We start from the raw sequence: 20,858 nt of genomic DNA, 5'->3' as shown, positions 1-20,858 counted from the left end.
GCGTCAAAAAAGTCGTGGGGTATTATATGGCAAGACGTTCCCCCCTCCGCCGAGTTTCATGACGCCCCCATCCGCCGCATCCCAGCCTGACGCCCGCCTCGAAGCACTCGCCGCGTGGCTGCGCCCGCTCGCCGAGCGCTACGCCCTCGACCTGTCGACCCTCGCGCCCGCGTCGTCGGACGCCAGTTTCCGCCGCTATTTTCGTGTCGCGTCGGCCACGAGCCCCGCTGGCTCGCTGGTCGCGGTCGATGCGCCGCCGCCCGAGAAGTGCCGCGAGTTCGTCCAGGTTGCGCAGCTGCTCGCCGCGGCCGGCGATCACGTGCCGGACGTGCTGGCCCACGATTTCGACGCGGGCTTCATGCTCGTGACGGACCTCGGCCGCACGTCGTACATCTCGGTGCTCGATCCGGCCGACCCGGCCGCCGCGCGGCCGCTGATGCGCGACGCACTCGACGCGCTGATCCGCTTCCAGCTGAGCTCGAAGCCCGACGTGCTGCCGCCGTTCGACGAGACGTTCCTGCGCCGCGAGATGGAGCTGCTGCCCGAATGGTATGTCGGCCGGCACCTCGGCAAGCCCGTCACCGACGCGATGCGCGGCACGCTCGACCGCACCTTCGCGCTGCTGGTCGCGAGCGCCCATGCGCAGCCGCAGGGCTTCATGCTGCGCGATTTCATGCCGCGCAACCTGATGGTCTGCGAGCCGAACCCGGGTGTGCTCGACTTCCAGGACGCCGTGTACGGGCCGCTGACGTACGACGTCGTGTCGCTGCTGCGCGACGCGTTCATCAGCTGGGACGAGGAGTTCGAGCTCGACTGCTTCGCGTACTACTGGGAAAAGGCGAAGAAGGCCGGCCTGCCGGTCGACCCCGATTTCGGCGAGTTCTACCGCCAGCTCGAGTGGATGGGGCTGCAGCGCCACATCAAGATTCTCGGCCTGTTCGCACGCATCAACTACCGTGACGGCAAGCCGCACTACCTGAACGACCTGCCGCGCTTCCTGACCTATGCGCGCAAGGTCGCACTGCGCTACCGCCCGCTCGTGCCGTTCGCGAAGCTGCTCGACGAGCTCGAGGGTAAGGCGGCGGCCGACGTCGGCTATACGTTCTGACCGCCCGATAGCCCTGAAACCCAGCCGAACATGAGCACTACCCTGACCACGGCGATGATCTTCGCCGCCGGGCGCGGCGAACGGATGCGCCCGCTGACCGACACCCGCCCGAAGCCGCTGCTCGAAGCCGGCGGCAAGCCGCTGATCGTCTGGCAGATCGAAGCGCTCGCCCGCGCAGGCATCGAGACGATCGTGATCAACCACGCATGGCTCGGCGAGCAGCTCGAGGCGACGCTCGGCGACGGCTCGCGCTGGGACGTGCGCCTCGCGTATTCGGCCGAAGGTGATGCACTGGAAACCGCGGGCGGCATCGCGCAGGCGCTGCCGCTGCTCGAGCGCGACGGCAAGCCAACGGTGTTCGCGGCGGTCGCCGGCGACGTGTACTGCGCATTCGACTACCGGACGCTCGCCGCCCGCGCCGCGCAGATGGCCGCGCTCGACGCGCCCGCGATGCATCTCGTGATGGTGCCGAACCCGCCGTTCCATCCGGCCGGCGATTTCGTGCTCCGCAACGACGGCCGGCTGGCGCTCGCCGGCGCCCCGCGCGTCACGTTCGGCAGCATCGGCTTGTACGACACGCGGATGTTCCGCGACATCGTGCCCGGCACGCACCGCGCGCTCTCGCCTTACTTCAAGGCGACCATCGAGGCCGGCCGCGCGAGCGGCGAATTGTATGAAGGTACCTGGGAGAACGTCGGCACGCCCGCCCAGCTCGGCGAGCTCGACGCACGGCTGCGCGCCGCCGCGGGCTGATCGTTGCGCGGCTGACCGCGCCGGGCCACCCGGCGCGGCGGCCAACCGCCCGGCCGATCGTCGGCAGGCCGATCAGGAATCGAATGCCGCGAACGCGCCGCCGGGTCACCCTGCCGTGACGGCGCAACGCCGCCCGATCCCGGACGGCCGGCAAACCGCCCGTTCCCGCCGCACGTCGCCCCGCACGGCAGCCACGCTTACGCGGCCTCGGCCGCTTCCCCGCCCGCCGCCGCGCGCTGCTGCTGCAGCGCCCACATCTGCGCATACAGCCCGTCCGCGCGCACGAGCTCGTCATGCGTGCCGCGCTCGACGATCCGTCCGTGGTCCATCACGAGAATCTGCTGCGCATGCACGACCGTCGACAGCCGGTGCGCGATCACGAGCGTCGTGCGGTGCCGCGCGATCTGGTCGAGCTCGTGCTGGATCGCGCGCTCCGAGCGCGAATCGAGCGCCGACGTCGCCTCGTCGAACAGCAGCACCGGCGGATCCTTCAGCAGCGTGCGCGCGATCGCGACGCGCTGCTTCTCGCCGCCCGACAGCTTCAGCCCGCGCTCGCCGACCGACGTGTCATAGCCCTTCGGCAAGCTTTCGATGAAGTCGTGGATATGCGCGGCGCGCGCGGCCGCGATCACTTCGTCGCGGCTCGCGGTCGGCCGGCCGTACGCGATGTTGTAGTAGATCGAGTCGTTGAACAGCACGGTGTCCTGCGGCACGATCCCGATCGATGCACGCAGCGAGTCCTGCGTGACGTCGCGGATGTCCTGGCCGTCGATCCGGATCGCGCCGCCCGCCTGCCGGTCGAGATCGTAGAAGCGGAACAGCAGCCGCGACAGCGTCGACTTGCCGGAGCCGCTGTGGCCGACCACCGCGGTCGTCGTGCCCGCGTCGATCGTGAACGTCACGTCGTGCAGGATCGGCCGCGACGCTTCGTACGAGAAGTTCACGTGCTCGAAGCGCACCTGCGCGCCGGCCACCGCGAGCGGCCGCGCGTCCGTCGCGTCCGCGACTTCCCTCGCGGCCGACAGCAGCCCGAACATCCGGTCCATGTCGGTCAGGCTCTGCTTCAGCTCGCGATACACGACGCCGAGAAAATTCAGCGGAATGTACAGCTGCAGCATGAAGGTGTTGATCAGCACGAGATCGCCGAGCGTCAGCTTGCCGGCGAGCACGCCCTGGGTCGCGCGCCACAGGATGAACACGAGCCCGGTGCCGATGATCGCCTGCTGGCCGAAGTTCAGCACCGACAGCGAGTTCTGCGAGCGGATCGCGGCCTTGCGGTAGCGCTTCAGGTTCTCGTCGTAGCGCTGCGCCTCCCACTCTTCGTTGCCGAAGTACTTCACCGTCTCGTAGTTGATCAGCGAATCGATCGCCCGCGAGTTCGCACGCGAATCGAGTTCGTTCATCGTGCGGCGAAAGTGCGTGCGCCAGTTGGTGACCTTCACGGTGAACACGATGTACGTGACCAGCGCCGCGAACGTGACATACGCGTAGTACGCCTCGTACTTGACCACGAAGAAGCCGAGCACGAGCCCGACCTCGACGAGCGTCGGCAGGATGCTGTACAGCGAATACGAAATCAGTTGCTGGATGCCGCGCGTGCCGCGCTCGATGTCGCGCGACATGCCGCCCGTCTGGCGTTCGAGATGGAAGCGCAGCGACAGCCCGTGCAGATGGCGGAATACCTGCAGCGCGAGCTGGCGCACCGCGCTCTCCGTGACCTTCGAGAACAGGAGCTCGCGCAGTTCGGTAAACAGCGACGTCGACAGCCGCACGAGCGCATAGGCGACGACCAGCAGGCCCACGCCGCCCGCGAGCACGATGCCGGCCGACTGCTCCGCGCGGCCGAGCGCCGTGAGCTGCTGCACGGCGGACAGGTGGTCGACGATGCGTTTCATCACGACCGGCACGCCGAGGTTCGCGACCTTCGCGCCGATCAGGCAGCCGAGCGCGAGCACGACGCGCCACTTGTAGGTGGCCAGGTACGGCAGCAGCGACCGGATGGTCTGCCAGTCGTTGCGAGGCCCGGTCGAAGCCGGCGCGGGCTCGCCGGAAGCGGAATATCGGCGCATGGGGGGGAAGGATCGGCGGCGGAGCCGGACGCGTGCTGCGGCGGCCGACTCGCCCGCTTTCTCGTACAATTTGCGGACGTTGTATTGTCGCAGAAGCCGCTACGCGCCGCTGCCGGCGGCCTCGCCGGCCGGCCTGCGCGTGGCGGCGCATTTATTACAGGATGAAAGCCCCCGCCATGACCGATTCGACCCTCGAACTTCCGCAAAAGCAGCCCGCGCTGCGCGTCGTCCCGCAACCGCACGACGCGAACGTCCACGGCGACGTGTTCGGCGGCTGGATCATGTCGCAGGTCGATATCGCCGGCTCGATTCCCGCGAGCCAGCGCGCGAACGGTCGCGTCGCGACGGTCGCGGTCAATTCGTTCGTGTTCAAGCAGCCGGTGTTCGTCGGCGACCTGCTGAGCTTCTATGCCACCATCACGCGCACCGGCAACACGTCCGTGACGGTCGACGTCGAGGTGTACGCACAGCGCATGCGCCTGATCGGCGAGATCGTGAAGGTCACCGAAGCGACGCTCACTTACGTCGCGACCGACACCGACCGCAAGCCGCGGCAACTGCCGCCGCTCTGACACGCGTGCCGCGCGGCCCGTCAGTGCGTGGCCGTCAACCCGAACTCCCGCATCGCCGGCACGAAATCGTGATTGAGCTTCGGCTTGCGCGACAGCTTCATCAGCACATAGCGCTGGAACGGCGCGAGCCGCTGCCACTGCGCGAGCGCGGGCGCCGGCAGCCCGGCCAGCGCGCTCTGCTGCACGAGCGCGTCCGGCACCATGTCGGTGGCGCGCCAGGTCGGCTGCTCGTCCGGCTGGAACCACGACGGTTCGAGATCGGCATGCGTGCGCAGCATCTCGAACAGCGCGTGATCGAAGTTGGGCTCGATCGCGGTGTCGTCGTCGGCCGGAAAGCGCGCGAGCAGCTTGCGGTCCTCGATCGGCAGCAGTTGCCACTGCTCCAGTGAAATCCGCAGACCAAACCGGTCGAGATTGAAACGCACGATCATCGGGATGTACGTCAGGTTTTCCGACGAATCGTGTTCGAAATTGAATAGCAGCGGAGCGTCGCTGAGTCCCATGGTCGTTACCTGAGTGGCGGATGCCGGCGCGGCCGGCCTGCCTGAGGTATTTTAGAACCTCTGCGCGCGAGCGGCGCACACGATCGTCGCCGCACCTGCCTCGAATCAACGGGAGTGCTCGTGAATCCGACCCAATCCGACGAACTGCGCGACGACCTGCGCGCCGAACCGCGCGGCGCAATCGAGCTGACCGTGCGCCGCACGCGCGGCGGCGTCGTCGAGACTGCGCACGACTACGTCGGCCAGGAATGGCCGGTCGCGCTGGTCTTCAACGGTATCTCGCACGCGGTGATGATGTGCACGCCGCGCGACCTCGAGGCGTTCGCGGTCGGCTTCGCGATCTCGGAAGGCATCGTCGCGCGCGGCAGCGACATCAAGGACATCGAGGTGATCCTGCACGTCGACGCGCCGCTGCCGCACGCGGAAGTGCATCTGGAGGTGGTCCAGCAGGCGTTCGCCGCGCTGAAGGACCGGCGCCGCGCGCTCGCGGGGCGCACCGGCTGCGGCGTGTGCGGGATCGAAAGCATCGACCTGCTCGACCTCGCGCCCGAACGGGTGCCTGACACCGGCTTTCTCGCGCGCCTTGCGCCCGACGCGCTCGCGCGCGCCGCGCATGCGCTGCCGGCCCACCAGGCGCTCACGCAACTCACCGGCGGCCTGCATGCGGCCGCGTGGTGCGACGCAACAGGCGCGATCCGGATCGCGTTCGAGGATGTCGGCCGCCACAACGCGCTCGACAAGCTGATCGGCGCGCTCGTGCTGTCGCGCGCCGACGCGACCGACGGCTTCGTGTTCCTGTCGAGCCGCGCGAGCTACGAGCTCGTGCGCAAGTCGGCGCGGGTCGGCATCCCGATGGTCGCGACGATCTCCGCGCCGTCGTCACTCGCGATCGAGATCGCGAAGACGGCCGGGTTGCGGCTGGTCAGCTTCTGCCGCGAAACCGGCCACGTCGATTACGGCACCGCTTGAGCGGTCGCGGCGGGCGCCTTGCCTGCGGGTCCGGAATCCGCAGCCGGCCGCTCGCCCGCGAGGGCCGGCGGAGGCACCTCGGATGCCGCCTCGCTCGTCCGGTTTCCGAGGTAGTCCGTCCAGAGCTTGCGGTCAGTGTCATAGAGCTTGCAGCGGCGGGCCGTGTCGAAGTACCAGCGCCAGCTGAAACGCTGCACGACGATCCGCCCGGGCAACATGTCCTCCAGCTTTGCCTGCGCCGGCTTGAGCCGGTACAGCGGCACGCTCATGTCGACGTGATGCGCCGTGTGCTCCATGATGTGGTGCAGCAGGCCACCGATACCGAGCGGGAACGTCAGGTGCAGCGTGGTCGACACGAACGGCGCAGCATTCGACCATTCGGCGCGGTTCGCGTGCCATGCGATGCGCGGGTCGGTATGGTGGACATACACGACGAAGCCGATCATCGAGCACCAGAACAAGAACGGCACGAACACACCGGTCGCGAGCAGCAGCGCGACGGGTTGTTGCGTCTCGATCGCCACCCCGACGACGGCGGCGATCCATACGGCCGCGAAGCCCGTCACCAGCAGGCAGTCGCGCCGGAACACCGGCCGCGACGCACCGATATAGCCCCGGGTCGGGAAATACATCCGAAGCCACCAGATCTCGACGAGATAGTAGAGGCCCGGCGCCCATCCGCTCCGGTAGACGCGATCCAGCCACCGCCGCGCCGGCGACAGCGCGGCGAATTCCGCCGGCGTATGCGGCGCCCACACGAAATCGAAGCCCTTCAGGTTCGTATAGCCGTGATGCACGACGTTGTGCCCGACTTCCCACAGGCTGTAAGGCGTCAGCGACGGCAGGAAGACGATGCGGCCGAGCCAGCGGTTCAGCCGGCGGTCGGGCGTCAGGCTCTGATGGCATGCATCGTGCCCGATGATGAACAGTCGCCCGGTGATGAACCCGGCGGCCATCCCGCAGACGATCTTGCCGACCGTCGACGGAATCAGCAGCGCGCCGGCGAACGCCGCGAACAGCAACAGGTAGTCGAGCACGAGCAGCAGGATCGGGCGCACGATCTCGCGCGTGGCGAACGGCACGAGCCATGCGCGGATCACCTTGCGATGCGGGAACGGCTCGTCGGCGCGAACCGGTGTCTGGGAATCGTTGTTGACCATGATGCAGAAAGGCGTGCGATTCGCACGCCCGAAAGAGAAGGAGCCGTGCGGCACGCACGGTACAGCGGGCCGGGCCGAACTGCGACCCGGGCCGGTTATCGCGACATCATGTTCATGCTGACGTTGTGCATCACCCACAGCGTCCCGACGATCAGGATCAACGCGGTCAGCACCGTATAGCTGAACGCCATCACGTTCCAGCGCTGGCTGGACGACGTGTTCATGTGCAGGAAGCAGACGAGATGCACGACGATCTGCACGAATGCGAGCCCCGCGAGCGCGATGATCGCCGCCTTCGGCGCCAGCACGCCGCCCATCACGAGGCCGAACGACGCGGCCGTCAGCAGCACCGACAGCATGAAACCGACGAGGTAGCCGCCGGTCGTACCGTGCGCTTCATCGTGGTGGATGAGTTGCGAATGGGCCATTTAGATCACGCTCGCGAGATAAACGAAGGAGAACACGCAGATCCAGACGATGTCGAGGAAGTGCCAGAAGAGGCTCAGGCAGGTAAGGCGCCGGAAGTCGCGCTCCGTCATGCCGGGGCCGCGAGCGATCTGCACGACGAGCACGACCATCCACAAGAGGCCGACCGCCACGTGCAGCCCGTGCGTGCCGACGAGCGCGAAGAACGCCGACAGGAATGCGCTGCGCTGCGGGCCCGCGCCCTGCGCGATCAGGTGCGAGAACTCGCGCAGCTCCATCGCGAGAAACGCGGCGCCCAGCACGAACGTCACTGCGAGCCACACGAACACCGTGCCGCGCCGGCGGCGCTGTGCGCCGAGCATCGCGAAGCCGTACGTGATGCTCGACAGCAGCAGCGCCGCCGTCTCGAGCGCGACGCCCGGAATGTCGAACAGGTCCTTCGCGCTCGGCCCGCCCGCGAACTGGTGGCCGAGCACCGCGAACGTCGCGAACAGCGACGCGAAGATCACGCAGTCGGTCATCAGGTACAGCCAGAAGCCGAACACCGAATGCGACGGCGGATGGTGGTGCGCGGCCGGATGACGGGCCGCGCCCGCGAGAGATTGATACGACATCAGTTCGCCTCCAGTTCGACTTCCGGCGCCGGTGTGCCGATCCGCACGCCTGCGCGTTGTTCCTCGATCTTGCGGACGGTATCCGCCGGAATGTAATAGCCGTCGTTGTCCTGTGCGCTGTACAGCACCACCGTTGCGACGATGCCGACGAGCGCGGCGATCGCGAGCCACCAGATGTGCCAGACGAGCGCGAAGCCGAGCAGCAGGCTGAAGATGCCGACGAAGAAGCCCGCGCTCGTGTTCGACGGCATGTGAATGTCCTCGTACCTGACATTCTTGCCGAGGCCGAGCCCGAGGCCCTTCGCCTTGCGGTACGCAAGCTCGTCGAGTTCGTGCACGTTCGGGAGGACCGCGAAGTTGTAGACCGCGGGCGGCGACGACGTCGCCCATTCGAGCGTGCGGCCGTTCCACGGGTCGCCCGTCGCGTCGCGATACTGCGGCTGGTTACGATTGCGCCAGCCGACCCACACCGACGCGACCTGAAACACCACGCCGAGCGCGATCAGCACCACACCGCATGCGGCGACGACCAGCCACGGATGCCATGCCGGGTTGTCATAGTGGTTCAGGCGGCGCGTCATGCCCATGAAGCCGAGCACATAGAGCGGCACGAACGCGACGTAGAAGCCGGTGAGCCAGCACCAGAACGCGCGCTTGCCTTGCTGCTCGTCGAGCTTGAAGCCGAACACCTTCGGGAACCAGAAATGGACGCCCGCGAAATAGCCGAACACGACGCCACCGATGATCGTGTTATGGAAGTGCGCGATCAGGAACAGGCTGTTGTGCAGCACGAAGTCCGCGCCGGGAATCGCCAGCATCACGCCCGTCATGCCGCCGAGCGTGAACGTCACCATGAAGCCGATCGTCCACAGTACCGGCACCGTGAACTCGACACGTCCGCGGTACATCGTGAACAGCCAGTTGAAGATCTTCACGCCGGTCGGGATCGCGATGACCATCGTCATAATCCCGAAGAACGCATTGACGTCGGCGCCCGAGCCCATCGTGAAGAAGTGATGCAGCCACACAAGGAACGCCAGCACCATGATCGCGCACGATGCGTACACCATCGTCTTGTAGCCGAACAGCGGCTTCTTCGCGAACGTCGAGATGACTTCCGAATAGATGCCGAACGCAGGCAGCACGAGGATGTACACCTCCGGATGGCCCCATGCCCAGATCAGGTTCAGGTACAGCATCGCGTTGCCGCCGGCATCGTTCGTGAAGAAGTGCATGTCGAGGTAGCGATCGAGGCCGAGCAGCGCGAGCGCGACCGTCAGGATCGGGAACGTCGCCATGATCAGCACGTTCGAGCACAACGCGGTCCATGTGAACACCGGCATCTTCATCAGCGTCATGCCCGGCGCGCGCATCTTGATGATCGTCACGAAGAAGTTGATCGACGTGATCAGCGTACCGACGCCCGAGATCTGCAGCGCCCACAGGTAGTAGTCGACGCCCACGCCCGGGCTGAACTGCAGCTCGGAAAGCGGCGGATACGCGAGCCAGCCCACCTGCGCGAATTCGCCGAGCACCAGCGAGATGTTCATCAGAATCGCGGCGACCGCCGTCATCCAGAACGAGAGCGAGTTCAGGAACGGGAACGCGACGTCGCGCGCGCCGATCTGCAGCGGCACGATCAGGTTGAAAAACGCGACCAGCAGCGCCATCGCCATGAAGAAGATCATGATCACGCCGTGCGCGGTGAAGATCTGGTCATAGTGGTGCGGCGGCAGATAGCCGGGGCCGTTGTACGCGAGCGCGAGCTGCAGGCGCATCATGACCGCATCCGCGAAGCCGCGCAGCAGCATCAGCACGGCGACGATCAGGTACATCACGCCGATCTTCTTGTGATCGACGGACGTCAGCCATTCGCTCCATAGCCATTTCCACCGGCCGGTGACCGTCAGTGCGGCGACGATGCCCAGCACGACGAGCCCCATGAAGGCGCTCGCCCCCATGATGATGGGCTGATCGAGCGGGATCGCCGAAAGTGTCAGTTTGCCGAACATGCGTTACCCCTTCGTCGTGCAGGCGGCGTCCTTCGGGTCGAGGACGTGGCCGTTGTTGTATTTCGCGATGATGTTGTGGAACAGCTTCGGATCGACCGACGAGAAATAGTGCACGGGCGCCTTCTCGCTCGGCTGCGCGACCGTGCCGTACGCGGTCATGTCGAGCCGGTCGGACGACGCCTTCACCTTCTGCACCCACGCGTCGAACTGCTCGCGCGGCTCGGCGAGCGTGCGGAACTTCATGTCGGAGAAGCCACGGCCGCTGTAGTTGGCGGACACGCCGGCGTAGTTACCTGCCTCGTCGGCGATCAGATGCAGGCGTGTCTGCATGCCGGCCATCGCATAGACCTGGCTGCCAAGCTGCGGGATGAAGAACGAGTTCATCACCGAATCCGACGTGATGTGGAAATTCACCGGCGTGCCGACCGGAATCGCGAGCTGGTTCACCGACGCGATGCCGAGTTCCGGATAGATGAACAGCCACTTCCAGTCGAGCGCGACCACCTCGACATTGATCGGCTTGACCGACGATTCGATCGGTCTGTACGGGTCGAGCTCGTGCGTCGTCCGCCAAGTGAGCACGCCGAGGAACAGGATGATCAGCGTCGGCACCGTCCAGATCACGACCTCGATCGCGGTCGAGTGCGACCAGTTCGGCGCGTAGGTGGCGTTGCGGTTCGACGCGCGATAGCGCCACGCGAACCACAGCGTGAGCAGGATCACCGGAATGACGACGATCAGCATCGTCCACGTCGCCGTCGCAATCAGCGATTTTTCCGCGACGCCCACCGCGCCCTTCGGATCGAGCACGTGAAGGTCGCTGCATCCGGCGAGTCCAGCCAGCAGCCCGATGACGGGTGCCGCACGCGCCCCGCCGGTGAATCGTCCGATCATTGTTCGTTCGCCTGATTGTCGTTGAGAAGAACCGCTGGCCGCACGCCGCCATCGCGCGACGCATCCGGCCGCGGCGACCTGTGCGCGAACTGTACGGAAAATTGCCGCAGTGCAACTTGACGGCGGACAAGGTTTGCCGAGGTGAGCCGGAACCGCTCCGAGCGGGGCGGGTCGGGAGACTGGCACTGGCACTGGCACTGGCACTGGCACTGGCACTGGCACTGGCACTGGCACTGGCACTGGCACTGGCACCGGCACCGGCACTGGCACTGGCGATGCCCTGCGGCAAAACCGGCGCTGGGCTTTCGCTCAAGCACCGCGGATAGCGGACGGCGACAGCGGGGCGGGGAGCGTGACGGCGGTGCACCGCGACATGACGGACGCCGGCGCGAACTGCGCAGCAGTCTCGGCGGCGGAACGGCGTCGGATGCGGAGGGCAGACGCGGAACGCCATGCGAGCGCATGGCGATTCAGGATCGAGCCGCCGCGCCGATTGATGCGTCGGCAACGAGGACCGAACGCAAGCCGCACGGCGGGCGGCGCGCGAGGCGCAAGCGTTGCCGCGCCGGACGGTCAAGGCGTCCGGCGCGGCGAAGCGCTTGCGCCCCGTGTCAGTCGAACTGACGGAAATCCGGCTTGCGCTTCTCGAAGAACGCCGTCATCGCCTCGCGTGCTTCCGGCGCGCGCAGCATCGCGGCAAAATGGCCGGCCTCCTCGGCCATCCGCGCGGACGTCGCCACGCCGCCCGTATCCTTCAGCAGCGCCTTCGTCACGCGCAACGACGCCGCCGGCAGTGCCGCGAGCTTCGCCGCCTGCTTCGCCACGAACGCGTCGAGCTCGGCAGCCGGCAGCACGCGGTTGACGATGCCGATCCGGTGCGCTTCCAGCGCATCGAACGCCTCGCCGAGCAGCAGCTTCTCGGCCGCGACTTGATGGCCGGCCAGGCGCGGCAGCAGCACGCTCGACGCGGCTTCCGGACACAGCCCGAGCTGCGCGAACGGCAGCGAGAACGTCGCGGTGTCGGCCGCGTAGACCAGATCGCAGTGCAGCAGCATCGTCACGCCGATGCCGATCGCCAGACCCGGCACCGCGGCCACGATCGGCTTGCTCGCGCTGCTGATCCGCGCAAGGAACTGGAATACCGGAGCGGTGTCGTCCTTCGGCGGCGCCTTCAGGAAATCCTCGAGATCGTTCCCCGCGGTGAAGTTGCCGTCGCTGCCGCGCAGCACGATCACGCGGATCGCCTTGTCTTCCTGCGCGTCGGCCAGCGCATCGGCCATCGTCTGGTACATCGCCGCCGTCAGCGCGTTCTTCTTCGCCGGGCGCGCGATCGTGATCGTCATCACGCCTTCGGCGCGTTCCACTTGAATTTCGGACACAACCGTCTCCTTTGACTTTCCTCTACCGGAATGAAAAACGGTGCGCGAGCTCGTGGCCCGCGCACCGTCGTCGCTTTGCGTCGCGTCCCGCTTACAGGCGTTCGATGATGCCCGCGGCGCCCATGCCGGTGCCGACGCACATCGTGACCATCCCGTACTTCAGGTTGCGGCGGCGCAGGCCGTGCACGACGGTCGCCGCGCGGATCGCGCCGGTCGCGCCGAGCGGGTGGCCGAGCGCGATCGCGCCGCCCATCGGGTTGACCTTCGACGGGTCGAGGCCGAGGTCGCGCATCACCGCCAGCGATTGCGCGGCGAACGCCTCGTTCAGCTCGATCCAGTCGAGATCGTCCTGCTTCAGGCCGGCGGCCTTCAGCGCGGCCGGAATCGCTTCCTTCGGGCCGATGCCCATGATTTCCGGCGGCACGCCGCGCACCGCGAAGCTCACGAAGCGCGCGAGCGGCGTCAGGTTGAACTCCTTCAGCACTTTCTCCGACACGACGAGCAACGCACCCGCGCCGTCCGACGTCTGCGAGCTGTTGCCGGCCGTGACCGAGCCCTTGTTCGCGAACACCGTGCGCAGCTTCGCGAGGCCTTCGATCGACGTATCCGCGCGCGGACCTTCGTCGAGCGCGATCTCGCGCGTCTTCACGTCGACTTCGCCGGTCGCGAGGTTCGGGAAACGCTCGGTGATCGTGTACGCGGCGATTTCGTCGTTGAACTCGCCGGCTTGCTGCGCGGCCAGTGCCTTGCGATGCGACTCGACCGAGAACGCGTCCTGGTCTTCGCGGCTCACCTTCCACTGCTCGGCGACGCGCTCGGCCGTCAGGCCCATCCCGTACGCGATGCCGAAGTCTTCGTTGCGATCGAAGATGTGCGGCGACATCGACGGCTTGTTGCCCATCATCGGCACCATGCTCATCGATTCGCAGCCACCCGCGAAGATCGCGTCTGATTCACCGACACGGATGCGGTCGGCCGCCATCGCGAGCGCGGTGATGCCCGACGCGCAGAAGCGGTTGACCGTCACGCCGCCGACCGTCTGCGGCAGGCCGGCGAGCAGCGCGCCCATGCGCGCGACGTTCAGGCCCTGCTCGGCTTCCGGAATCGCGCAGCCGATGATCGCGTCCTCGATCAGCTTCGTGTCGAAGCCGGGCACCTGCGCGACCGCCGACCTGATCGCGTGGACCAGCAGCTCGTCCGGGCGCGTGTTCTTGAAGACACCGCGCGGGGCCTTGCCGATCGGCGTGCGGCTGGCGGCGACGATGTATGCGTCTTGCAATTGTTTGCTCATTTGAGACTCCTTGCCTTATCCGCTCGCTCAGTTACGCACCGGCTTGCCGGTCTGCAACATGCCCATGATCCGTTCCTGCGTCTTCTGCGTGCCGAGCAACTCGACGAACGCACGGCGCTCCAGCGCGAGCAGCCACTGCTCGTCGACCAGGCTGCCGGCTTCGACGTCGCCGCCGCACACGGCTTCGGCTATGCGGCTCGCGATCAGGTAGTCGTGGTCGCTGATGAAACGACCGTCACGCATGTTGACGAGCGATGCCTTGATCGTCGCGATCGCCGAACGGCCTGCGACCGGCACGTCCTTCGCGCGCAGCGGTGCACGGTAGCCGGTGGCGGCCAGCGCACGCGCTTCCTTCTTCGCGGTGTCGAGCAGTTCGAACACGTTGAAGATGATCGTGTCGGACGGCTTCACGTAGCCCATCGCACGTGCATCGTGCGCGGACGCCGAGACCTTCGCCATCGCCGCGTTCTCGAACGACTTCGTGACGAACTTCAGGATGTCGGTGGTCGCGTTCGCGGCGGTCGCGGCATCCGCTGCGCGCAGCGCCGCTTCCTTCAGGCCGCCGCCCGCCGGCACGAGGCCGACGCCCACTTCGACGAGACCGATGTAGCTCTCGACGTGCACGACGCGCTTCGCGCTGTGCAGCATCAGCTCGCACCCGCCGCCGAGCGCGATGCCCGACACGGCCGCGACAACCGGCACGTTCGCGTACTTCACGCGCAGCATGCCTTCCTGGAACTTCTTCACGAACGGCTCGATGCCCTTCGCGCCGCCCATCATGAACGCGGGCATCGCCTCTTCGAGGTTCGCACCGGCCGAGAACGGGCCCCCCGGCGTGCCGAGCTTCAGCGAGGTCGGCTGCCAGATCACCACGCCCTTGTAGTCCTGCTCCGCGAGCTCGATCGCCTGCACGAGGCCGTCGATCACGCTCGGTCCGATCGTGTTCATCTTCGACTTGAACGACACGATCACGACGTCGTCCTCGCCTGCGCGATCATCGACCCATGCACGCACCGCGTCGGTTTCGAACAGCGTCTTGCCGTACATCTTCGGATCGGTGCCCGCTTCGCCGAGGAGCGGCGCGCGGAATACCTGCTTGTCGTAGACCGCGAGGTCCGAACGCGGCACGAAGCGCTTCGATGCCGGTGCCCACGAGCCTTCGGCCGTGTGCACGCCGCCCTGCTCGGCGACCGGGCCTTCTAGCACCCACGACGGCAGCGGCACGTTCGCGAGCGCCTTGCCGGCCGCGATGTCTTCCTGCACCCACTCGGCGACCTGTTTCCAGCCGGCGGCCTGCCAGCCTTCGAACGGGCCTTCGTTCCAGCCGAAGCCCCAGCGGATCGCGAGGTCGACGTCGCGCGCGTTGTCGGCGATCGACTCGAGATGCACGCCGATGTAGTGGAACACGTCGCGGAAGATCGACCACAGGAACTGCGCGTGCGGATGGTCCGTCTCGCGCAGCAGCTTCAGGCGTTCCGCCGGCGGACGCTTCAGGATGCGGCCGACTGTTTCGTCCGCCTTCGCGCCCGAATCCACGTAGCTGCCCGTCTTCGCGTCGAGCACCTTGATCGCCTTGCCTTCCTTCTTGTAGAAACCGCCGCCCGTCTTCTGGCCGAGCGCGCCCTGCTTCACCAGCTCGGCGAGCACGGCGGGCGTCTGGTAGACCGGGAAGAACGGATCGTCGGCGAGGTTGTCCTGCATCGTCTTGATCACGTGCGCCATCGTGTCGAGGCCGACCACGTCCGCGGTGCGGAACGTCGCCGACTTCGCGCGGCCGAGGCGGCTGCCCGTCAGGTCGTCGACTTCGTCGAAGCGCAGGCCGAACTTCGCGGCCTCGGTGATCACCGCGAGGATCGAGAAGATGCCGACACGGTTCGCGATGAAGTTCGGCGTGTCCTTTGCGCGCACGACGCCCTTGCCGACGATGCTCGTCAGGAAGGTTTCGAGCTGGTCGAGGATCTCCGGACGCGTATGCGCGGTCGGGATCAGCTCGACGAGGTGCATGTAGCGCGGCGGGTTGAAGAAGTGCACGCCGCAGAAGCGCGACTTCAGCTCGTCCGAGAAACCTTCGGACAGCTTCGTGATCGACAGGCCAGACGTATTGGTCGCGAAGATCGCATTCGGCGCGATGTGCGGTGCGACCTTCTTGTACAGGTCGTGCTTCCAGTCCATCCGCTCGGCGATCGCTTCGATCACGACGTCGCACTCGGCGAGCTTCGCGATGTCGTCTTCGTAGTTCGCGGCTTCGAGGTATTTCGCGTCGTCCTTCACGCCGAACGGCGCGGGCGACAGCTTCTTCAGGTTCTCGATCGCCTTCAGCGCGATCGCGTTTTTCGGGCCTTCCTTGGCCGGCAGGTCGAACAGCAGCACCGGCACGCGCGCGTTGACGAGGTGCGCGGCGATCTGCGCGCCCATCACGCCGGCGCCCAGCACGGCGACCTTGCGAATCAGGAAATTGCTCACGGGATGTCTCCGGATAGTGTCGTGCAGCGCGGGTTGTGAGGGCTGCACGGCGAAGTGAGTACCAGGAACCGTTGCGTTCGGGCGGCGCGCGGCGCGCACCGCCCGGACTCGCGTCAGAACAGCGATTCGTCGACTTCCATCATCGTCTTCGAACCGGCGCGCGCGGCGCGGATCGTCGCTGCCGTCTCAGGCAGCAGGCGCGCGAAGTAGAAGCGGGCCGTCGCGAGCTTCGACTTGTAGAACGGATCGCCCGACGCTTCGTTGTCGAGGGCGAGACGCGCCATGCGCGCCCAGAAGTACGAGAACACCAGGTGGCCGACGGTGCGCAGGTACGGCACGGCGGCAGCGCCGACTTCGTCCGGGTTCTGCATCGCCTTCATGCCGATTTCCATCGTCAGCTTCTGCACCTTGTCGCCGATGTCGGCGAGGGGGTTGATGAACTCGGCCATCTCCGGCTTCACGCCTTCGGCTTCCGCGAATTCGGTGACGAGCTTGCCGAACTTCTTCAGCTTCGCGCCCATGTCGCCGAGCACCTTGCGGCCCAGCAGGTCGAGCGACTGGATCGAGTTCGTGCCTTCGTAGATCATGTTGATCCGCGCGTCGCGCACGTACTGCTCCATGCCCCACTCGGAGATGAAGCCGTGGCCGCCGTAGATCTGCATCGCGTGGTTGGTCGACTCGAACGCGTTGTCGGTCAGGAACGCCTTGATGATCGGCGTGAGCAGCGCGACGAGGTCGGCCGCTTCCTTGCGCACCGCTTCGTCACCGTGCGACAGCTCCTTGTCGATCTGCAGCGCGGACCAGTACGTGAACGCGCGTGCGCCTTCCGCGTAGGCCTTCTGCGTGAGCAGCATGCGGCGCACGTCCGGGTGCACGATGATCGGGTCGGCCGGCTTGTCCGGTGCCTTCGGGCCCGTCAGCGAACGCATCTGCAGGCGTTCCTTCGCATACGTCAGCGAGTTCTGGTACGCGACTTCCGTGAGCCCCAGGCCCTGCATGCCGACGCCCAGACGCGCGGCGTTCATCATCACGAACATCGCGTTGAGGCCCTTGTTCGGCTCGCCGACCATCCAGCCCTTCGCGCTGTCGAGGTTCATCACGCACGTCGAGTTGCCGTGGATGCCCATCTTGTGTTCGATCGAGCCGCACTTGATGCCGTTGCGCTCGCCCGGCTCGCCCGCGGCGTCCGGAATGAACTTCGGCACGATGAACAGCGAGATCCCCTTCGTGCCTTGCGGCGCGTCCGGCAGGCGCGCGAGCACGAGGTGGATGATGTTCTTCGACATGTCGTGCTCGCCGCTCGAGATGAAGATCTTCGTGCCGCTGATCGAGTACGAGCCGTCGCCGTTCGGTTCGGCCTTGGTGCGCAGGATGCCGAGGTCGGTGCCGCAGTGCGGCTCGGTCAGGCACATCGTGCCCGTCCATTCGCCCGACACGAGCTTCGGCAGATACTGTTTCTGGAGTTCCGGCGCGCCGTGCGCGTGCAGGCATTCGTACGCGCCGTGCGACAGGCCCGGATACATCGTCCACGCCTGGTTCGCCGAGTTCAGCATTTCGTAGAGCGCGTTGTTCACGAACGCGGGCAGGCCCTGGCCGCCGTAGTCCGGATCGCAGCCGAGTGCCGGCCAGCCGGCCTCGACGTACTGCTGATACGCTTCCTTGAAGCCGGTCGGGGTCTTCACGACGCCGTCGCCTTCATACGTGCAGCCTTCGCGGTCGCCGACCTGGTTCAGCGGGAACAGTACCTCGGAGCAGAACTTGCCCGCCTCCTCGAGGACCTGGTTGATCGTGTCGGCGTCGAGGTCCGCATGCTTGGGCATTTGCTTGACTTCGGCTTCGACGTTCAGAAGCTCGTGCAACACGAATTGCATGTCGCGCAGCGGCGCGGCGTACTGTCCCATGACTCTCTCCAAAGGTGGGCAAAACGGCTCGAGCTCCTGGCGGGCGGGTCACGCGCCGCTAACGGCTCTCGCTCTGATACGAAACAATCGTCTTTTCCAGCGCGGCCCACGTGAGGCGCACGGCATCCGGCGAATGCAGGAAACGTGCGTCGTGATGCAGGCCGAGCGTGAAGCTGTACAACTCGAAGAGCATCAGGTCCGGATCGGTATCCGCACGCAGATGGCCTTCTTCCTTCGCCTGCGAAATGGCACGCAGCATCGCGGCACGCCAGGCCGTCACGCTCGCGATCAACTGCTCGCGCACGGGGCTGTCAGGCCGGTCGTCGTACTCGACGGCACCGCTGATGTAGATGCATCCGGTCGTCACCTCCTGGATGCGCTTCTCCGTCCAGCGGGCCAGCATCGCCCGCAGGCGCGGCAAGCCGCGCGCCTCGCGCAGGCTCGGAAAGAACACCTCGTTTTCGAAACGATGGTGATACTCGCGGACGACCTCGACCTGCAGGTCTTCGCGCGATCCGAAGTGCGCGAACACGCCGCTCTTGCTCATCTGCATGCGCTCGGCCAGCAGGCCGATCGTCAGCCCCTCCAGCCCGTCACGGCTGGCGAGGTCCAATGCAGCTTCAAGTATCGCGGCACGCGTCTGTTCGCCTTTTCGCATAGCTTTTTCTGTAACCGTTCGGGGGTTCGAATAAAATCGAACGGCCGTACTATTATTGAGTGCGGCCGCTCGCGAAACAAGGAAATTATTAGAAACCGGTGTCTAACCGAGCCGCTATTTTGCGCGATTCCGGCGGGACCGGAGCGGCTTTTCCGCACGAACGTGCGGACAGATTTTTGAAGCGAACGCTTAGTCGTAACCGCCGACCGTCAGCGCCTTCATCACGAGGCGGTACGTGTTGTACGCGAGCCAGTTCAGCGCACGCTCGATGCGCGGCCGCGCGGCGTACCGGGCGGCGTCGATTTCGCGGCCTTCGGCGAAGGCCGCCGCGATCGCGTCGCGCAGTTCGTTCGTGACCGCGTCGTAGCGCACCAGCACGACGTTGGCCTCATTGTTCAGCATCAGGCTCAGCGCGTCCAGGTTCGACGAGCCGACCGTCGCCCAATTGTCGTCGATTACCGCGACCTTGCCGTGCAGGATCGTCTTGTCATATTCCGCCACCCGCACGCCCGCGCGCAGCAGCGCGTGATACAGGAACGGCACGGCCGTATCGAGCGCCGTGAATTCCTTGCGGCCGATCAGGATCCGCACGTCGACGCCGCGTCGCGCGGCGCCCGTCAGCGCGCGGCGCAGCTTGCGGCCGGGCATGAAGTACGGGTTCGCGAGCAGGATCCGGTGGCGCGCCTGGCCGATCGCCGCGAGATAGGTCTTCTCGATCGCGCGGCGGTTCACGACGTTGTCGCGCGCGACGAACGCGACGCTCGGCTCCGTCACGACCCGCAGCGCGCCGGCCTTGACCCACCGGTGGCTGCGCATCCAGCGCCGGAACATGTCCGGGAACGCTTCACCGCCGTGCAGCCCGGCCGCGTACTGCGCATACGGCTTGTGGCCGAACTGGATCCGGTGCCACTGCAGCTCGAACGCGGCGCCCACGTCGGACACCGCCGGCCCGGCCATCTCGACCGCGAAATCCCAGCGCGGAAACGGCAGCGTCGCGCTGCCCTGCGTGTAGTCGTCGACGATGTTGATCCCGCCGCAGAACGCGACCGCATGATCGATCACCGCGAGCTTGCGGTGCGTGCGAGAAAAGCCGAAACGGCCAAACAGGAAACGGTTGTAGATGCAGTGCTCGACGCCGGCCTTGGCCCACGTGTCAAACAGCGGCAGGCGCGCGGTGCCGATGCCGTCGGTGATCACGCGCACGCGCACGCCGCGCTGCGCCGCGCGGATCAGCGCATCCGATACCGGGCGGCCGGCCGCGTCGTCGCAAAAGATGTAGGTTTCGAGCATGACCTGCTCGTGCGCGGCGTCGATGCGTTCGATCAGCGCGTGGAAGAATTCGCCGCCGGTCTCGCACAGCCGCACCGTGTTGCCGGCCGTAAACGCGAGTCGCGACGCGGAGCCGCGCTCCTGCAGGAACATCTGCCGCAATTGCGCGAAGCGCTTGCGGGTTTCCGCATTCATGCGGACGAGCCGTGCGGCACCCGCGCGAGCGCCGCGCGCACGGGCAATTGCAGGATCGCCTCGGCGTTCGACGGCGAGAAACAGCGTGCTGCGGCTTCGCGGTACGGCAGCCACGCGTGGTCGACATGCTCGCGCGGCGACAGCGTCACGTCGACGCGGCGCGGCACGCACAGGCCGAACCAGTGCTCGACATTGCGCGTGACGCCCGGTGCGTAGCGATGCAGGTATTGCGGATAGATCGTGTATTCGAGCCGGTGGTGCCAGTCGATCAGCGCACTGGCCGGCACGTCGTGCGACCCGACCGAGATGCCGGTTTCCTCGGCCACTTCACGCGCGGCCGTCAGCGCGAGCGGCTCGTCGAGCGTGTCCTTCGATCCGGTCACCGATTGCCAGAAATCGGGCTGGTCGGCGCGCTTGATCACCAGCACGTCGAGTTCGGGCGTATAGATCACGACGAGAACGGATTCGGGGATTTTCGGCGGCTTCGTCATCTTTGTTTCATGCGGCACCGGGCCGTGTGCCGGCCTGTGCCCGAACGGGCGGCAAGTGCTGCGACTGTACCGCAAAAAACGAAAAAGGCGCACCACGGCGCCTTTTTCATTGGGAGTCGTGCGCGCGTTAC

At 66.5% G+C, this 20,858-nt stretch carries 18 protein-coding genes; 4 read left to right on the top strand and 14 right to left on the bottom strand.

Annotated elements, in window-relative coordinates:
* The first annotated feature begins 58 nt into the window (after positions 1-58).
* Both GEM_RS03635 and murU read left to right on the top strand, forming a co-directional pair.
* Positions 59-1,108: an aminoglycoside phosphotransferase family protein gene (locus GEM_RS03635; RefSeq protein WP_014896099.1), complete on the top strand. Its 1,050-nt coding sequence runs from the start codon at positions 59-61 to the stop codon at positions 1,106-1,108.
* Between the two features lie 30 nt (positions 1,109-1,138).
* The gene (murU, locus tag GEM_RS03630; protein ID WP_014896098.1) at positions 1,139-1,861 is read left to right on the top strand and encodes an N-acetylmuramate alpha-1-phosphate uridylyltransferase MurU; all 723 of its coding nucleotides are present in this window, start codon (positions 1,139-1,141) and stop codon (positions 1,859-1,861) included.
* A gap of 197 nt (positions 1,862-2,058) precedes the next feature.
* Here the strand turns inward: murU and GEM_RS03625 are convergent, their stop codons facing one another.
* The gene (locus GEM_RS03625; protein WP_014896097.1) at positions 2,059-3,930 is read right to left on the bottom strand and encodes an ABCB family ABC transporter ATP-binding protein/permease; all 1,872 of its coding nucleotides are present in this window, start codon (positions 3,928-3,930) and stop codon (positions 2,059-2,061) included.
* A gap of 176 nt (positions 3,931-4,106) precedes the next feature.
* On the opposite strand from GEM_RS03625, the gene GEM_RS03620 reads away from it, so the two are divergent.
* Complete coding sequence (locus GEM_RS03620) at positions 4,107-4,502, top strand: acyl-CoA thioesterase (protein ID WP_014896096.1); 396 nt, start codon at positions 4,107-4,109, stop codon at positions 4,500-4,502.
* A 20-nt stretch (positions 4,503-4,522) separates the two neighbouring features.
* Here the strand turns inward: GEM_RS03620 and GEM_RS03615 are convergent, their stop codons facing one another.
* Complete coding sequence (locus GEM_RS03615) at positions 4,523-5,005, bottom strand: nitrate reductase associated protein (RefSeq protein WP_014896095.1); 483 nt, start codon at positions 5,003-5,005, stop codon at positions 4,523-4,525.
* A 114-nt stretch (positions 5,006-5,119) separates the two neighbouring features.
* Between GEM_RS03615 and fdhD the strand changes: the two genes are divergently transcribed.
* Positions 5,120-5,974 (top strand): formate dehydrogenase accessory sulfurtransferase FdhD, encoded by an 855-nt coding sequence (fdhD, locus tag GEM_RS03610; protein WP_085963747.1) that lies wholly within the window; start codon positions 5,120-5,122, stop codon positions 5,972-5,974.
* Here the strand turns inward: fdhD and GEM_RS03605 are convergent.
* The 12 genes from GEM_RS03605 to nudB form a co-directional block, all read right to left on the bottom strand.
* Entirely contained in the window at positions 5,959-7,134 is a 1,176-nt protein-coding gene (locus tag GEM_RS03605) for a fatty acid desaturase (RefSeq protein WP_014896093.1), read from the bottom strand. The two genes, fdhD and GEM_RS03605, sit on opposite strands and share 16 nt — an antisense overlap.
* Positions 7,135-7,229: 95 nt before the next feature.
* Positions 7,230-7,562 carry a cytochrome o ubiquinol oxidase subunit IV gene (gene cyoD / locus GEM_RS03600; RefSeq protein ID WP_014896092.1) on the bottom strand — a complete coding sequence of 111 codons (333 nt, stop codon included), beginning with the start codon at positions 7,560-7,562 and terminating at the stop codon, positions 7,230-7,232.
* A complete protein-coding gene (gene cyoC, locus GEM_RS03595) occupies positions 7,563-8,174 on the bottom strand; it encodes a cytochrome o ubiquinol oxidase subunit III (RefSeq protein ID WP_014896091.1) in 612 nt (203 codons plus the stop codon). It abuts the gene before it with no gap.
* Positions 8,174-10,186, bottom strand: coding sequence for a cytochrome o ubiquinol oxidase subunit I (cyoB, locus tag GEM_RS03590; RefSeq protein ID WP_014896090.1), 2,013 nt, complete (start codon positions 10,184-10,186; stop codon positions 8,174-8,176). Before cyoB ends, cyoC begins: the two co-directional genes overlap by 1 nt.
* Positions 10,187-10,189: 3 nt before the next feature.
* The gene (cyoA, locus tag GEM_RS03585; protein ID WP_014896089.1) at positions 10,190-11,080 is read right to left on the bottom strand and encodes a ubiquinol oxidase subunit II; all 891 of its coding nucleotides are present in this window, start codon (positions 11,078-11,080) and stop codon (positions 10,190-10,192) included.
* A 611-nt stretch (positions 11,081-11,691) separates the two neighbouring features.
* Positions 11,692-12,459, bottom strand: a complete 768-nt coding sequence (locus GEM_RS03580) for an enoyl-CoA hydratase (protein WP_014896088.1) — start codon at positions 12,457-12,459, stop codon at positions 11,692-11,694.
* 91 nt (positions 12,460-12,550) lie between these two features.
* Positions 12,551-13,750, bottom strand: a complete 1,200-nt coding sequence (locus tag GEM_RS03575) for an acetyl-CoA C-acyltransferase (RefSeq protein ID WP_014896087.1) — start codon at positions 13,748-13,750, stop codon at positions 12,551-12,553.
* A 27-nt stretch (positions 13,751-13,777) separates the two neighbouring features.
* On the bottom strand, positions 13,778-16,213 hold the full coding sequence (locus GEM_RS03570) for a 3-hydroxyacyl-CoA dehydrogenase/enoyl-CoA hydratase family protein (RefSeq protein WP_014896086.1): 2,436 nt from the start codon (positions 16,211-16,213) through the stop codon (positions 13,778-13,780).
* 113 nt (positions 16,214-16,326) lie between these two features.
* Complete coding sequence (locus tag GEM_RS03565) at positions 16,327-18,114, bottom strand: acyl-CoA dehydrogenase C-terminal domain-containing protein (protein ID WP_014896085.1); 1,788 nt, start codon at positions 18,112-18,114, stop codon at positions 16,327-16,329.
* A 58-nt stretch (positions 18,115-18,172) separates the two neighbouring features.
* Positions 18,173-18,772 carry a TetR/AcrR family transcriptional regulator gene (locus GEM_RS03560; RefSeq protein WP_014896084.1) on the bottom strand — a complete coding sequence of 200 codons (600 nt, stop codon included), beginning with the start codon at positions 18,770-18,772 and terminating at the stop codon, positions 18,173-18,175.
* A 189-nt stretch (positions 18,773-18,961) separates the two neighbouring features.
* Positions 18,962-20,236 carry a cardiolipin synthase ClsB gene (clsB, locus tag GEM_RS03555; RefSeq protein ID WP_014896083.1) on the bottom strand — a complete coding sequence of 425 codons (1,275 nt, stop codon included), beginning with the start codon at positions 20,234-20,236 and terminating at the stop codon, positions 18,962-18,964.
* Positions 20,233-20,727, bottom strand: a complete 495-nt coding sequence (gene nudB, locus GEM_RS03550) for a dihydroneopterin triphosphate diphosphatase (protein ID WP_014896082.1) — start codon at positions 20,725-20,727, stop codon at positions 20,233-20,235. The genes clsB and nudB overlap by 4 nt, the downstream gene beginning before the upstream one ends.
* Between the last annotated feature and the right edge of the window lie 131 nt (positions 20,728-20,858).

The organism is Burkholderia cepacia GG4 (genome assembly GCF_000292915.1).
In the GTDB taxonomy this organism is placed as follows: domain Bacteria; phylum Pseudomonadota; class Gammaproteobacteria; order Burkholderiales; family Burkholderiaceae; genus Burkholderia; species Burkholderia cepacia_D.
The sequence above is the reverse complement of the archived record's forward strand: the minus strand, read 5'-3'. Positions and strand labels throughout refer to the sequence as shown.